The sequence below is a fragment of the Micromonospora sp. DT46 genome (genome assembly GCF_049841735.1).
GTDB lineage: Bacteria > Actinomycetota > Actinomycetes > Mycobacteriales > Micromonosporaceae > Micromonospora > Micromonospora reichwaldensis.
The window spans coordinates 761,167-775,211 of sequence record NZ_JBNCKW010000001.1 but is presented as its reverse complement, the minus strand read 5'-3'; the positions used below and the strand labels follow the sequence as shown (position 1 = coordinate 775,211).

Genomic DNA, 14,045 nt, shown 5'->3' with positions numbered 1-14,045 from the left:
CCGAACTTCATCAGGGCCGCTTCTGGGGAGGAGACAGCCGTGAGCACGGTGGTGTTCCGCCGGCTCCCGCGTCAGCCGGGGCCTGCGCTGCCGCGAGGCGAGGTGCTGCTGGAGTCGCCTCCGGAGCTGCCCGAGCCCACCCCGCGCGGGATGGGGCAGCTGCTGATGATCCTGCCGATGGTCTGCGGCGTGGGCGCCATGGCGTTCCTCTACGCCGGCCGGGGCGGCGGCACGATGACCTACATCGCCGGCGGCCTCTTCGGTGTCTCGATGCTGGGCATGGCGATCGGGTCGCTGAGCAACGGCAACAACGACAAGGCCGAGCTCAACGCCGACCGGCGCGACTACATGCGCTACCTGGCCCAGATGCGCAAGCGCACCCGGCGCGCCGCCGAGCAGCAGCGGGCGGCGATGGCCTGGCGGCACCCGGAGCCCGACGCGCTCTGGTCGATCGCCGCCTCCCGGCGGCTGTGGGAGCGGCGGATCACCGAGGACGACTTCGGCGAGACCCGGATCGCCACCGGGCCGCAGCGCCTGGCCGTGGAGATCGTCCCGCCGGAGACCAAGCCGGTCGAGGACCTGGAGCCGATGAGCGCCATCGCGCTGCGGCGCTTCGTCCGCGCCCACTCGAGCGTGCCGGACCTGCCGACCGCGCTCTCCGTACGGGCGTTCAGCCGGGTGGTCCTGCGCGGCGACCGGGAGCCGGTGCTCGACCTGACCCGGGCGGCGCTCGGCCAGCTCGCCACCTTCCACGCCCCGGACGACATGGTCGTCGCGATCGTCGCCGCGCCCGACCGGCAGCCGTCCTGGGACTGGGTGAAGTGGCTGCCGCACAACCACCACAGCGCCCGGACCGACGCGGCGGGCGCCCGCCGGATGGTCTTCGCGAGCCTCGCCGAGGCCGAGGAGGCGCTCGCCGGCGAGCTGGCCGGCCGGCCCCGGTTCGCGCCGGAGGCGAAGCCGCTGACCAGCGCGGCGCACCTCGTGGTGGTCATCGACGGCGGCGAGGTCTCGGCGGCCTGCCAGCTCATGGGGCCGGGGCTGCTCGGCGCGACCGTGATCGACCTCTCCGGCACCGTGCCCCGGGACGCCGGGCGCTGGCTGCTCTGCCTCGACGTGGGCGACGGCAGCTCCCTCGAACTGGTCCGCGGCACCTCCTCGTCGCGGCTCGGCCGGCCGGACCGGCTCACCGAGTCCGCCGCCGAGGGGCTGGCCCGGCAGATCGCCCCGTACCGGCTGTCGCAGCAGCAGACCACGTCGGAGGAGCCCCTGGCGAAGAGCATGGAGCTGCCGGACCTGCTCGGCGTCGGCGACGCCGCCGCGGTCGACGTGCAGCAGACCTGGCGCCCGCGCAGCCACCGCGACCGGCTGCGCATCCCGCTCGGCGTCGGGCCGGACGGCAACGTGGTCGAGCTGGACTTCAAGGAGTCCGCGCACGAGGGCATGGGCCCGCACGGCCTGATCATCGGCGCGACCGGCTCCGGCAAGAGCGAGCTGCTGCGCACGATCGTCGGCGCGCTGGCCGTGACGCACTCCTCCGAGGAGCTCAACTTCGTCCTGGTCGACTTCAAGGGCGGCGCCACCTTCGCCTCGCTGGACGCGCTGCCGCACACCAGCGCCGTGATCACCAACCTGGCCGACGAGCTGCCGCTGGTCGACCGCATGAAGGACGCGCTGGCCGGCGAGATGACCCGCCGCCAGGAGGTGCTGCGGGCCGCCGGCAACTACGTCTCCCGCTACGACTACGAGAAGGCCCGCGCGGCCGGCGAGCCGCTGGACCCGATGCCCAGCCTGCTCATCATCTGCGACGAGTTCAGCGAACTGCTCGCCGCGAAGCCCGACTTCATCGACCTCTTCGTGATGATCGGCCGGCTGGGCCGGTCGCTCGGCGTGCACCTGCTGCTGGCCAGCCAGCGGCTGGAGGAGGGCAAGCTGCGCGGCCTCGACACCCACCTGTCGTACCGGATCGGTCTGCGTACCTTCTCGGCGGTGGAGAGCCGGATCGTGCTCGGCGTGCCCGACGCGTACGAGCTGCCCAACGCCCCCGGCCACGGCTACCTGAAGACCGACACCAGCACCATGCTGCGGTTCCGGGCCGCGTACGTGTCCGGGCCGTACCGGGCCCCGGGGCAGGCCGCCGCGTCGTCGCGGGCGCTGGTGCAGCGCCGGATCGTCCGGTACGGGGTGGACTTCGTACCGGTGCAGAACCCGACCCTGCCGGTGCCGGACGCGCCCGAGCCGGAGCAGCCCGCCGACGGCAAGGCCGTGGCGATGCTGGACGTGCTGATCGACCGGCTGAAGGGGCGGGGCCGCCCGGCGCACCAGGTCTGGCTGCCGCCGCTGGCGGAGCCGCCGGGCCTGGGCGAGCTGCTGCCGCCGCTGAGCGTCGACCCGAGGTACGGCCTCTGCACCGCCTCGTGGCGTGGTCGCGGGCGGCTGGCCGCTCCGGTCGGCATCGTGGACCGGCCGTACGAGCAACGCCGTGACCCGATGCTCGTGGACCTGGCCGGCGCGGGCGGCAACGTGGTGATCGTCGGCGCCTCGCTCAGCGGCAAGAGCACGATGCTGCGCTCCATGCTCGCCTCGCTCGCGCTCACCCACACCCCACGCGAGGTGCAGTTCTTCTGCCTGGACTTCGGTGGCGGCGCGCTGCGCAGCCTGGACGGGCTGCCGCACACGGCCGGCGTGGCCGGGCGGCGGGACACCGAGGCGGTACGCCGTACGGTGGCCGAGGTGGTGGCCGTCCTGGACGAGCGGGAGAACCGGTTCGCCCAGCACGGCATCGACTCGGTGGCGAGCTACCGCCGCCGCCGGGCGGCCGGGGAGTTCGCCGACGACCCGTTCGGCGACGTCTTCCTCGTCGTCGACGGCTGGAACACCCTGCGCCAGGAGTACGAGGAGCTGGAGCAGACGATCACCACCCTGGCCAACCGTGGCCTGGGCTTCGGCGTGCACGTGGTGCTGACCGCCGTGCGGTGGGCGGAGATCCGGATCAACATGCGGGACCTGCTCGGCACGAAGCTGGAGCTGCGTCTCGGTGACGCCAACGAGTCGGAGATCGACCGGCGGGCGGCGGCGAACGTCCCGACCGGCTCGCCCGGCCGGGGTCTGACCCGCGACAAGCTGCACTTCCTGACCGCCATCTCCCGGATCGACGGCCGGCGCGACATCGACGACCTGACCGAGGCGTCCATCGCCCTGTCCCGGCACGTCGCGGAGGCCTGGAAGGGCCAGCCGGCGCCGAAGGTACGGCTGCTGCCGCGCAGGCTGCCCCTCAGCGAGCTGGCCCGGGTCGTGGACCGCTCGGCGCCGGGCCTGCCGATCGGCGTCAACGAGTCGGCGCTGGCCCCGGTCTACCTGGACCTCGCCAACGAGCCGCACCTGACGGTCTTCGGCGACGCCGAGTGCGGCAAGACCAACCTGCTGCGGCTGATCGCGCGGGGCATCACGGAGCGGTACACGCCGGCGCAGGCCCGGCTGGTCATCGCCGACTACCGGCGCGGGCTGCTCGGTGCGGTCGAGGGTGACCACCTGCTCGACTACGCGCCGTCGAACCAGGTGTTCGCGCAGGGGCTCGCCTCGATCCGCAGCGCGCTGTCCAACCGGCTGCCCGGCCCGGACGTCACCACCGCGCAGCTGCGCGACCGCAGCTGGTGGAAGGGGCCGGACCTCTACATCCTGGTCGACGACTACGACCTGGTCGCCTCGGGCGGGAACAATCCGCTCAGCGCCCTGCACGAGCTGCTGCCCCAGGCTCGCGACATCGGCCTGCACCTGATCGTCACCCGGCGCGCGGGTGGCGTGGCCCGGGCGCTCTACGAGCCGGTCCTGCAACGCCTGCGCGAGCTGGACCAGCCCGGCCTGCTGATGTCCGGCAACCGGGAGGAGGGCGCGGTCTTCGGCACGCTGCGGCCGAGCCCGCAACCGCCCGGCCGGGGCACCCTGGTGCGCCGCCGCGACGGCCAGCAGCTCATCCAGACGGCCTGGTCGGAGCCGGCCTGAGGGGCGCCCACCGATGCGGCGGTCGGCGGGACCGCCCCGGTGTGACGGCATCCGGTAACCTGCGGCACGAGCGTCGCAGCCGACGAGAGGACCGTTTTGAGCACATCGTGGACGCCCGGCGGCATGGGCGGGGCCGGTCTGGAGGGCATCCTGCGTCAGGCGCAGGAGCAGCAGCGCCGGCTCGCGGACTTCCAGCGGCAGCGCGCCGAGCTGCGGATCGTCGGGGAGAGCCCGGACGGCCTGGTCCAGGTCACCGTCGACGGCGACATGAAGGTCGGCGACATCCAGATCGACGCCCGGGCGATGCGGCTGGACAGCTTCAGCCTGGCCGAGTCGCTCCAGGCCGCCATCGACGCCGCCTACGACGCGCACGCCGAGCGGCAGCGCGAGCTGCTGGAGGAGATGCTCGGCGGTGCCGACCTGGTCCGGCGGGCCGAGGCGGGCAAGGTCACCCCCGAGGAGTGGTTCCAGCAGTTCGGGGTGGATCTCAACGACCCGCTGCGCCGGCTGCGCGGCTGACGAGAGGGAGGGTCCCGTGGCCAACGTCGTCGACGTCGACGCCATCCGCAAGGCCGGGCAGAAGCTCGCGGCCGCCGACGGCCCGATGGCCTACCTGCGCAACGCGCAGCGGGCACTGGAGGGCGTCAAGCTGTCGGGCATGTCCATGACACTGCTCGGCCTGTCCGCCGTCAGCGCGCACAACGATGCCGTCGACGGTCACCTCGACAACCTGCGCACCGGCGTCGAGCACCTGGAGAGGGCCGCCGCCAACCTCGAACAGAGCGCGCTCAACTGGGAGAAGTCGGACCAGCCCTGGGTGGTCAAGTGACCTCGCGGGTGCGGGACGTAGGGAGGGCTCGATGCCGGAGATCCTGATCGCGAATTCCTCGGGCTCGGTGGTGGGGACGCACAGCGTCGCCGCGCAGACCGCGCCGGTCCGCTCGCTGGCCGGGGCGGCCCGGGCCAACTGGGTGTGGCTGGTCGGCGCCGCCTTCCTGACCGCCGCCATCATCCACCTCGAGACGTTCGACAACGACGAGGTCAACCAGTCCATCAAGGAGTGGGGCGACGCGGCCCGCTTCCTGGGCGGCGACCAGTTCGGCGCGGCGCTGGAGAGCGTGATCCCGTCCAGCGAGGAGTGGGACTTCGACGACCGGGACGCGTTCGACGCCTTCGTGCAGAAGCTGAACGCCGAGATCGGGGCGCTCGCGGAGGCGCTCAACGCCAACAAGGACGCGCTGACCGCCGTCCGCGACCACTTCAACGCCTCGATCGACGCCCTGGTCGGCGCGCTGGTGCCGATCCTCATCGCGGTCATCGCGGCCGTGGCCCTCCAGGCGTTCCCCGCGACCGCGCCGCTGGCGCAGGCGATCGGGGTGGCCGGCCTCACCGCCACCGCGGCGATCCTCGGGCTCATCTTCACGGACATCGGCGCGCTGTTCTCCACGGTGGCGTCGGCGTTCCGTGGTAACAGTCAGTACAACTTCGTCTCGGACTCGCGCCCGGGCTGGGCGACCGGCGACGCCGACCCCGACATCCAGGACATCCAGATCGACTGGGTGCAGGACCCGGGCTTCTACCGGGCCTGACCGACCGGGCCGAGAGGTGGGGGCCACCGTGTGGCAGAGCATGTTGTTCGGGTACGCGCTGGTGACCATCCCGGTCTTCATCGTCCTGGGGCTGGTCGCGCAGCTCACCCGGTCGCGCCTGGCCCGCAGGGCGATGGAGCTTGTCCTGCTCAGCGGGGTGGCGGCATTCGCGGTGGCCCTCGGCACCCTCGCCGACGACGCGGTGCAGTGGCTGCTCGCATCGATGCTCGCCCTGACCTTCGTGGTCGGGGTGGTGCTGCACGTGCGCTCGTACTCCCGCTCCGGATAGGTGCGAGGGGCCGCTCCGGCGGCGGTCGGGCGACCCACTCGGGGCAGGGCTGCGGGGCATGGACACCGTCCGCTACGGTCTTGACTGAGTGTCCGTCGGTGGGGTGATTGCCTTGCGGCGGGGGAGGACGCGGCGACTGCGCCGCCACAAGAAGACGGAAGGGTGTGAAGCATGGCGTTCGAGGTCGAAGCAGCGACTCTGCATACCGCCGCGGGTGACGTGCGCTCCACGCGCAGCGATGTCGACGGCGAGCTGAAGAAGCTGTGGAACGTGGTCGACGACCTGGCCATCGCCTGGAAGGGGCAGGCGTCCACCGGCTTCCAGTCGCTCATGCAGCGCTGGAACGAGGACACGGGCAAGCTGCTGACGGCGATGGACAACATCGCCGACCTGCTCGACAAGTCGGGTACGACGCACCAGGTCAACGACGAAGAGCAGCAGCAGATGCTGGACAAGTTCCACTCTGCACTCAACCCGTGATCCGCCGAGACGAGCAGAGGAGGAACTCATGAGCATCAAGGTCGACTACGCGGTCCTCGAGAGCAGCAACCAGCAGATGATGGCCATCTCGAAGACCATCGACGAGAAGCTGGACACGCTGCGTTCGATGCTGTCGAAGCTCCAGTGGGACGGCGAGGACCGTGCCGCCTACGAGCAGCACCAGGCGCAGTGGGACGCCGCCGTCCGGGATATCAACAAGATCCTGAACGACATCGGTGGCGCCGTGGGCATCGCCCGCGAGAACTACGTCAGCACCGAGATGAGCAACGCCAAGGCGTGGAACTGACACAGTCGCCGACGCGGCTCCGGTCCGGTTCGACCGGGCCGGAGCCGCGTCGCGTTGTGCGCCGATAGGTCCTGGGAGAATCATGCGTGCGGGCAAGCCTTCGCGGTCCAAGCTCCGGCTGGCCGTCGCGGCGCTGGCGGTGGTCGTCGTCGGCGCCGGTTCCGGTCCACTGGCCGCGCCGGCCCCGGCCCGCGCCGACACGGTGCGCGGCCTCCAGTGGTACCTCGACACCCTGAAGATCCCGCAGGCCCACAAGCTCACCAAGGGCAGGGGCGTGACCGTCGCGGTCATCGACACCGGGGTCAACCCCAACCTGCCGGACCTGCGCGGTCAGGTCCTGCCGGGCAAGGGCATCGGTTCCGGGACGGCGGCCGACGGTCGCCGCGACGACGACGCCAGGAAGGCCCACGGTTCGGCGATGGCCGGGATCATCGCGTCCCGGGGCGGTGGCGCGATGCGGCACCTGGGCATCGCCCCGGAGGCGAAGATCCTGCCCGTCGCGATGGGCGACTCCTTCGATTCGGCGGACCTCTCGAAGGGCATCCGCTGGGCGGCCGACGCCGGCGCCGACGTGATCAACATGTCCGTCGGGACGGGCACGGCGGCGACCCCCGACGAGATCGCCGCCGTCCGCTACGCCCTGGACAAGGACGTCGTGCTGATCGCCTCGGCCGGCAACCGGCTGCAGAACGACCGCGTCGTCACCAGCCCCGCCAACATCCCCGGCGTCATCGCGGTGACCGGGCTGGCGAAGAACGGCGAGTTCTTCGCGCAGAGCGCCACCGGTCGGGAGGCCGTGCTCGCCGCGCCGATGCAGGAGATCATCTCTCCCCGGTCCGCGTCCGTGTCGTCCAACGGTTACGGCATCGGCAGCGGCACGAGCGACGCCGCCGCCATCACCTCCGGGGTGGCGGCGCTGGTCCGCGCCAAGTACCCGGACCTGGACGCGGCCAACGTGGTGAACCGGCTGATCCGCACCGCCCGCGACCTGGGCCCGGCCGGCCGCGACAGTCAGCACGGCTTCGGCGCGGTCGACCCGCTCGCCGCGCTGACGCGATCGGTGCCGGCGGTCGACGCGCACCCGCTGCTCGGCGGCGCCCCGGACGGCGCCGCCCCGTCCGCGGGCGCGGCCACGCCGCAGAAGGACGACGGGCCGGCGGTGTCGATCAGCATGAAGAAGGACACCGGCGCGCTGGTGCAGGGGGCGCTCTGCCTGCTCGTGCCCGTCGCGTTGCTGATCCTCGTGATCGTGCTGGTGCGCCGGTCCCGCCGGAAGGCGGCCGTCGCCCGGCCCGGCCCGCCGGGTTACCCGCCGCCCGGCGGCCCGCCCGGCTATCCGCCGCCGGGCTATCCGCAGGCCGGTCCGTCCGGTTACCCGCCGCCCCCCGGCCACCCGCCGGCCGGCGGCGCCCCGGGAGGATCGCACGGCAACCCGCAGTTCGGCGCGCCCGGCTATCCGCCGCCCGGCGGGGCACCGGGCACGCCCGCACCGCCCCAGGCGGGACCCCCGCCCGGGTACGGCCCGACGCCCACCGGCGGAACCCACCCGTACGGTGCGCCGCCGGCACCACCCCCGCCGGCCCCCGGCGGACACCAGCAGTAAGCCACATTGTCAGTCGGCGACGGGGAGGAACCGATGACGGACGATAGGACGGACCAGCCGGAGGAGATCCGGGTGGACACCCCATACATGCCCATCACCCCGCTGGCACCCACCGTGCATGTCAGCGGCATCACGATGGACAACGTCAACCGGGCGCAGACCCCCTCCGGCCTGGTGCCGGGGTCGGGCGAGAGCGGCGACAACACGGAGTGGGACGCGTCCAGCCTGGACAAGGCCATCGAGTGGTTGGAGTCGCACGCCTCGTTTCTCAACAAGCAGTCGTACACGATGGTCGAGATCCAGGACCGGATGGGCGGCGCGGCGGCGTCGGGTGGCATGAACGGCGTGGGGGGCGGGGCGACGAGCCCGCTCGGCGCCTTCGACCGGGCGGGCGACCTGGCCCGCAAGCACGGCAGCCTCTTCACCACCACGCAGCAGAGCGTCCGCAAGCTCGCCGAGGACCTCTACCAGGCCGCCAACGCGCTGCGCGAGGTCAAGGAGAACTACGAGACGGCGGAGAAGGCGAACGCCATGTCCGCCGCCGAGATGGAGCGCGCCTTCAGCCAAGCCGCCACCAACGGATCCAACGGCTGATCGGGAGGGTGACAGGATGCCGAGCTGGGAAGAGATGTGCCAGCAGATCGTCGTCGCGGGCAGGCCGGGCGACGTCACCAGCGCCGCCCTGGGCTGGGAGCAGCTGCTGAAGAACCTGAACTCCGTCAAGGAGAGCCTGGAGACGAACGTCGCCGATCTCGGTGAGGTCTGGAAGGGCCCGGCGTACGAGTCCTTCAAGACCCACGTCAAGCAGATCGCCACGGACACGGGCCGGGTCGTCGACGACGCCGAGAAGCACAACGGCATCGTCCAGTCGCTGAAGACCGCCGCCGACAAGCTGAGCGCCGCGCAGGCCGAGTTCCCCATCCCCGCGAGCTGCGTCAACGACGTGCTGGAGGCGCGCAACGGCCGCATCGTGATCGACACGGGCCTCTTCGAGATGAAGGTCAAGCCCGACTTCCTGGGCCTGCTCGACCCGCTCACCTCGCTCGCCGACTGGCTCAACGACAAGTCCGACGAGGCGGCCAAGGTCTACAACCAGGTCAGCGGCGAATACGTGACCATCGACTCGGGCACGCCCGGCCAGACCACGCCGGGCACCACCCAGTCGCCGGACGTGCAGACCCCGGACCTCGGCGGCGGCCCCGGCGCCGGCAGCACCGGCGGCGCGCCCAGCATGGGCGGGATGCCCTCGACCGGTGGCATGCCGGGCGGTGGCATGCCGTCGCTCAGCGGGGCCGGCGTGCCCGAGACCGGGACCACCGGGATCGGCTCCACCGCGCACCCCGGCCTGACCACTGGCGGCTACGACCCGAGCGGTGGTTACGACCCCAACGGTGGCTACGACCCGAGCACGGGCAGCCTCGCCGACGACTACGGCAGCGGTCTGGCCGGTGCCGGTGCCCCGACGGTCCCCGCGCTCGGCGGCGGTGGCGGTGGCGGCGGCCTGCCCGGCACCACCGGGCTCGGCGGCGGTGGCGGTGGCGGGCTGGGCGGCGGGGGTCTCATCCCGGGCGGCGGCTCGCTCGGCCGGCCGGTGAGCCCCAACATGGGCCCGATGATGGGCGGCGGCGCGGCCGGCGCCAATCGCGGTGGCGGCCGCGGCGCTGGTGGCAAGCTCGGCGCTGGTGGCAAGCTCGGTGCGGGTGGCATGGGCCCGATGATGGGCGGTGCGGCCGGTGGGGCCGGCCGTGGCGGCGGGCGCGCGGGTGCCGCCGGCGTGGGCGCCAAGGGCGTCGGTGCGGGCGCGCGGGGCGTCGGTGGCATGGCCGGCATGGGCGCCGGCTACGGCGAGGAGGAGACCCCTCGCAACACCTGGCTGGAGGAGGACGAGGACGTCTGGGGTGCGGACGGCGGCGGTACGCCGGGCATCCTGCGCTGACGGAGTCACGCCGAGCGCCGTCCACCGCACCGGTGGGCGGCGCTCGACGTTGTCCGGGCGGGATCGGGGTGGTGCGGGAGAAGGGCGTCAGCCGGTCGTGGCGTCCGTTGCGGACGGGCGGCGGCCCGGGCGCCAGCCCCGGCGTCGCCCGCGGATCAGGATCGGTTTGACGGACAGCAGCAGCGCGGCGACGAGCGCGCCGACGACGGCGGCCCAGACCGCGACGGTGCCCTGCCAGGCGAGCGGGTCCTCGGTGGAGGGCGGTGCCGGCATCGCGCCGGCCGGCGGGTCGGTACGGGTGCCGAGCACGGTCGCCACCGCCCGGTACGGGTTCACCACCCCGTGGCCGACCTCGGCGTTCTTCCCCTCGGGCGGGCTGTCGGCCGTCCGGATCAGCCGGTCGGCGACCTGCTCCGGATTGAGGTCGGGGTGGGCGGCCCGGACCAGCGCGGCCACCCCGGAGACGTACGCGGCGGCGAAGCTGGTGCCGCCCTGCGGCTCGGCGAGGAAGCCCTCGCCCCCGGGGGCCGGGCCGAGGATGTTCAGCCCGGGTGCCGCGAGGTCGACGTAGTCCCCGCTGACCGAGCTGCCCACGTGACCGCCTTCCTCGTCCACCCCGGCGACCGCGATCACTCCCGGGTAGGCAGCCGGGAACGCGGGCCTGTCCTGCTGGTTCTCCTGGCGGTTGCCGGCGGCGGCCACCACGACCACCCCCTCGTCGAGGGCGTAGCGGACGGCGTCGGCGAGGTCCTGCCGGTCCAGGGTCACCAGCGACAGGTTGATCACGTCGGCGCCGTTCTGCACCGACCAGCGGATCGCCTCGGCGATCTGCCCCGGCAGCCCCTCGTCGGCGGTGGTCCTGGTGTCGGGCAGGACGCGTACCGGGAGGATCCTGGCCTGCGGCGCGATGCCGCTGAACGACGCGCCGGTGCCCTCCTTCCCGGCGATGATGCCGCCGACGATGGTGCCGTGGCCGGCGAGGTCGCAGCGGCCCTGCTGCTGCGGCAGGCCGTTGAAGTCCCGGCCCGCCTTGACCTGGCCCTTCAGGGCGGGATGGAGGGCGGAGACGCCGGAGTCGATGACCGCCACCGTGATGCCGGCGCCCCGGGAGATCCGCCAGGCCGACGAGGGTTCGAGTCTCCTCAGCGGCCACGGCGTCTCGGCGGGGGCGGCGACGCCGGGGGGCCCGCAGCGGGGGACCGCCGCCGAGGCGGGCGACGGGGCGATGACGGCGGTGCCGAGCAGGACCGCGGCCGCTCCACCGAGGACCGCGCGGGCACCGCGCCCGCCTCGGCGGGCCGGCCCGGTCCCGCCCGGTCGGAAACTCTCGCGCACGCGGTGAGATTACCGCCGAGGGCCGGAGCGGCGTGCCGCCGCCCGGACCCCTCGTCAGGAACGCTCGCTGGCCTCGGCCGGCTCCTGGTCGTCGGCGAAGAGGGCGAGGAGGGCGCCGACCTGCCGGTCCGCTTCGGCGGGGTGTCGGAACCGCCCGGCGGGGTTGAGCGTGTACTCGTTGCGTCGGCCCACCCGGGTGCGGTTCAGGTAGCCGCCGGCCTCCAGGTCGGCGACGATCGCCTGCGCGGCCCGCTCGGTGACGCCCACCTCGTCGGCGACGTCGCGGAGCCGGGCGGTGGGGTTGCGGGCGATGGCGAGCAGCACGTGCCCGTGGTTGGTGAGGAAGGTCCAGTTGCGGGTGCTCCCGTTCTCCCCTGTCGTCGCCATGCCCGCCATCGTATGGCCCCTGCTTCGTGTTTTCCTGCGCGCCCTCGCGGCCGAGGGACGCGCGGAGGCCCGGCCGCCGTCGCACCGGGCCGCCGGACATATGAAATGCATATCACGCATCCCTTGACGTATCTTGCAGTGCGTGTGACGGTGGTGGCAGCCCGCGTCCAGCGTCGGCCCGGGTGACCAGGCCGTTCACGTGAGGTAGCGAGGTGTGGGATGAGTCGTCCCGGATCGCCAGGAACCCAACCGGGCCCGGAGCGGACGCTCCCGGCGCCGGCCACGGGCGGGACCCCGGCCGACGTCGGCACCGCGTTCGCCGTCCCCGCGAGTCCCGAGCAGGCGCTCGCCGAGCTGCACGCCGGTAACCGGCGGTTCGTGACCGGCGCCCCGCGCCACCCCAACCAGGACGCCGGGCACCGCGCCGCGGTCGCCGACGGGCAGCACCCCTTCGCGGTGATCGTCGGTTGCTCCGACTCCCGGCTCGCCGCCGAGATCATCTTCGACCGCGGCCTCGGTGACCTCTTCGTGGTCCGCACCGCCGGGCACACCATCGGTCCCGAGGTGCTGGGCAGCGTGGAGTACGCCGTCACGGTCCTGGGCACGCCGCTGGTGGTGGTGCTCGGGCACGACTCCTGCGGGGCCGTCCAGGCGGCGCGTACGGCGGCCGCCACCGGCACCCCGCCGGTCGGGCACCTGTGCGCCGTGGTGGACGCCGTGGTGCCCAGCCTGCGCCGGGCCGCCGCCGAGGGCGTGGACGACATCGACGGGATCGTCGACATCCACATCGCGCACACCGTCGAGGCGATGCTGGGCCGCTCCGCCGTCCTCGCCGCGGAGGTGGCCGCCGGCCGTTGCGGGGTGGTCGGCATGTCGTACCGGCTGACCGCCGGCGAGGTGCGGACGGTGGCCGAGGTGCCCGCCGCTGCGGCCGACGCGCCGGAGGCGGCGGCCAGCGCCGCGCTCGCCTGAACAACCACCCACCCACCGCCCGCCTGTCACCGCCCTGGCGGGCGGGTCCGTACGACGAAACAGGGCCGCCCCGCGTTCGGCGGGGCGGCCCTGTCCGCGCTCTCGGCTGTGCCGCGCGCGTGCGTGTCTACCAGAGGGACACGTGGACGTGGTCGGTGTGGTTCGACGGACCGCTGTAGGAGCTCCAGCCCGTCGCCGGGAACCAGATCTGTCTGTTCCAGATCACGTAGTAGACGCCGAGCCGGTCGGCGTTGCGGACCAGGAACGCGGTCAGGTTGTTGCCGTACATGTAGGTGTCGTCGTTGTGCCAGGGGGAGAAGCCGCTCTTCTGCAGCGACCAGTCGCAGGCCCGGCCCTTCGGGTGCTCGTAGGGCCCGCCGGGGCGGTAACAGCCGACGAACCGGTTGAAGCCGGCCCGCTTGACCTCCTTGTACATGTGCAGGGTGCGCGCGGTGATGCGGCCGGAGGTGGTGGGGTCGGCCTCGGTGGGTGACAGCGGCGTCCAGTCGCCGTCGGCCGCCCGCCCCGGCGCGATCTTCGCCACCGGCGAGGTGGCGACCACCTTGCCGCTGGTCAGCCCTCTGCCGCCGACCAGCGCGAGCGCCTTCTCCGCCTCCCGCTTGCCGCGCGCCATCTCGTTCGTCAGCTTCTGCTGTTCGCGGACCTCGGTGTCGAGCGCCAGCTTGGCCTGCTCGGCGCGGTCCTTGACCGCGTTCACCTCGGCGAGCTTCTTGGAGTTGACCAGGTTGAGCTCGTCGAGGGCGGCGGCGCGCTTGACGAACGAGTCGGGGCTGGCGGTGTCCAGCAGCATGGACACCGCGCCGATCCGCCCGGTGCGGTAGGACTGGGCGGCGATCTGGCTGACCTGGGGAGCCAGCGCGTTCAGTTCGGCCTGCGCCCGGGAGACCTCCAGGGCCAGTTCGAGCTGGCGCTTCTTCGACTTCGCCAGCTTCGCCTTGGCCTGCACGTAGGACCGGTTCCGGGCCTCGATGAGGTCGTCGAGCAGCTTGGGCTCGTCGTCCCCGTGCCCGGAGGGCTTGGGCGGGGTGGGCGCGGCCGCCGCCGGGAGAGGCCCGGCGAAGACCGCCAGAGCGGCGAGTACGGCCACCACGGGCGTCAGCCAGCGGCGTAGGGGTGCCGTCACA

Annotated in this window: 14 protein-coding genes; 11 read left to right on the top strand and 3 right to left on the bottom strand. The window is 73.2% G+C overall.

Annotated features, from left to right (window positions below):
- The first annotated feature begins 39 nt into the window (after positions 1 to 39).
- The 10 genes from eccCa to ACLQ20_RS03545 all read left to right on the top strand — a co-directional run bounded on the left by eccCa (position 40) and on the right by ACLQ20_RS03545 (position 10,206).
- Entirely contained in the window at positions 40 to 4,002 is a 3,963-nt protein-coding gene (gene eccCa / locus ACLQ20_RS03590; RefSeq protein WP_151456008.1) for a type VII secretion protein EccCa, read from the top strand.
- A 96-nt stretch (positions 4,003 to 4,098) separates the two neighbouring features.
- A complete protein-coding gene (locus ACLQ20_RS03585; RefSeq protein ID WP_225852345.1) occupies positions 4,099 to 4,521 on the top strand; it encodes a YbaB/EbfC family nucleoid-associated protein in 423 nt (140 codons plus the stop codon).
- A gap of 16 nt (positions 4,522 to 4,537) precedes the next feature.
- Entirely contained in the window at positions 4,538 to 4,831 is a 294-nt protein-coding gene (locus ACLQ20_RS03580) for a hypothetical protein (RefSeq protein ID WP_121396953.1), read from the top strand.
- A 31-nt stretch (positions 4,832 to 4,862) separates the two neighbouring features.
- Entirely contained in the window at positions 4,863 to 5,591 is a 729-nt protein-coding gene (locus ACLQ20_RS03575; protein ID WP_132231854.1) for a hypothetical protein, read from the top strand.
- 28 nt (positions 5,592 to 5,619) lie between these two features.
- Positions 5,620 to 5,880, top strand: a complete 261-nt coding sequence (locus ACLQ20_RS03570; protein ID WP_327030340.1) for a hypothetical protein — start codon at positions 5,620 to 5,622, stop codon at positions 5,878 to 5,880.
- Positions 5,881 to 6,051: 171 nt separating this feature from the next.
- Positions 6,052 to 6,360: a WXG100 family type VII secretion target gene (locus ACLQ20_RS03565; RefSeq protein ID WP_089002280.1), complete on the top strand. Its 309-nt coding sequence runs from the start codon at positions 6,052 to 6,054 to the stop codon at positions 6,358 to 6,360.
- Positions 6,361 to 6,388: 28 nt separating this feature from the next.
- A complete protein-coding gene (locus tag ACLQ20_RS03560) occupies positions 6,389 to 6,667 on the top strand; it encodes a WXG100 family type VII secretion target (protein ID WP_101413905.1) in 279 nt (92 codons plus the stop codon).
- An 82-nt stretch (positions 6,668 to 6,749) separates the two neighbouring features.
- Complete coding sequence (locus ACLQ20_RS03555) at positions 6,750 to 8,270, top strand: S8 family serine peptidase (protein ID WP_425854132.1); 1,521 nt, start codon at positions 6,750 to 6,752, stop codon at positions 8,268 to 8,270.
- Between the two features lie 33 nt (positions 8,271 to 8,303).
- Positions 8,304 to 8,864: a hypothetical protein gene (locus ACLQ20_RS03550; RefSeq protein ID WP_132231850.1), complete on the top strand. Its 561-nt coding sequence runs from the start codon at positions 8,304 to 8,306 to the stop codon at positions 8,862 to 8,864.
- A gap of 16 nt (positions 8,865 to 8,880) precedes the next feature.
- Complete coding sequence (locus tag ACLQ20_RS03545) at positions 8,881 to 10,206, top strand: WXG100 family type VII secretion target (RefSeq protein ID WP_425854130.1); 1,326 nt, start codon at positions 8,881 to 8,883, stop codon at positions 10,204 to 10,206.
- Between the two features lie 87 nt (positions 10,207 to 10,293).
- Here ACLQ20_RS03545 and mycP read toward each other — a convergent pair whose 3' ends face one another.
- Together mycP and ACLQ20_RS03535 are read right to left on the bottom strand one after the other, a co-directional pair.
- A complete protein-coding gene (mycP, locus tag ACLQ20_RS03540; protein WP_425854129.1) occupies positions 10,294 to 11,541 on the bottom strand; it encodes a type VII secretion-associated serine protease mycosin in 1,248 nt (415 codons plus the stop codon).
- 54 nt (positions 11,542 to 11,595) lie between these two features.
- A complete protein-coding gene (locus ACLQ20_RS03535) occupies positions 11,596 to 11,937 on the bottom strand; it encodes a helix-turn-helix transcriptional regulator (RefSeq protein WP_151457619.1) in 342 nt (113 codons plus the stop codon).
- Positions 11,938 to 12,147: 210 nt separating this feature from the next.
- Between ACLQ20_RS03535 and ACLQ20_RS03530 the strand changes: the two genes are divergently transcribed.
- Positions 12,148 to 12,900, top strand: a complete 753-nt coding sequence (locus ACLQ20_RS03530) for a carbonic anhydrase (RefSeq protein ID WP_151457618.1) — start codon at positions 12,148 to 12,150, stop codon at positions 12,898 to 12,900.
- A gap of 127 nt (positions 12,901 to 13,027) precedes the next feature.
- Here ACLQ20_RS03530 and ACLQ20_RS03525 read toward each other — a convergent pair whose 3' ends face one another.
- Entirely contained in the window at positions 13,028 to 14,044 is a 1,017-nt protein-coding gene (locus ACLQ20_RS03525) for a coiled-coil domain-containing protein (protein WP_151457617.1), read from the bottom strand.
- Position 14,045: the final 1 nt, after the last annotated feature.

What these genes read in the sequence shown, in the direction of transcription:
- ACLQ20_RS03560 (WP_101413905.1), top strand. Translation starts at nt 6,389, where the DNA reads ATGAGCATCAAGGTCGACTACGCGGTCCTCGAGAGCAGCAACCAGCAG.
- ACLQ20_RS03545 (WP_425854130.1), top strand. Translation starts at nt 8,881, where the DNA reads ATGCCGAGCTGGGAAGAGATGTGCCAGCAGATCGTCGTCGCGGGCAGG.
- ACLQ20_RS03530 (WP_151457618.1), top strand. Translation starts at nt 12,148, where the DNA reads ATGAGTCGTCCCGGATCGCCAGGAACCCAACCGGGCCCGGAGCGGACG.
- ACLQ20_RS03575 (WP_132231854.1), top strand. Translation starts at nt 4,863, where the DNA reads ATGCCGGAGATCCTGATCGCGAATTCCTCGGGCTCGGTGGTGGGGACG.
- ACLQ20_RS03555 (WP_425854132.1), top strand. Translation starts at nt 6,750, where the DNA reads ATGCGTGCGGGCAAGCCTTCGCGGTCCAAGCTCCGGCTGGCCGTCGCG.
- ACLQ20_RS03535 (WP_151457619.1), bottom strand. Translation starts at nt 11,937, where the DNA reads ATGGCGGGCATGGCGACGACAGGGGAGAACGGGAGCACCCGCAACTGG.
- ACLQ20_RS03550 (WP_132231850.1), top strand. Translation starts at nt 8,304, where the DNA reads ATGACGGACGATAGGACGGACCAGCCGGAGGAGATCCGGGTGGACACC.
- ACLQ20_RS03565 (WP_089002280.1), top strand. Translation starts at nt 6,052, where the DNA reads ATGGCGTTCGAGGTCGAAGCAGCGACTCTGCATACCGCCGCGGGTGAC.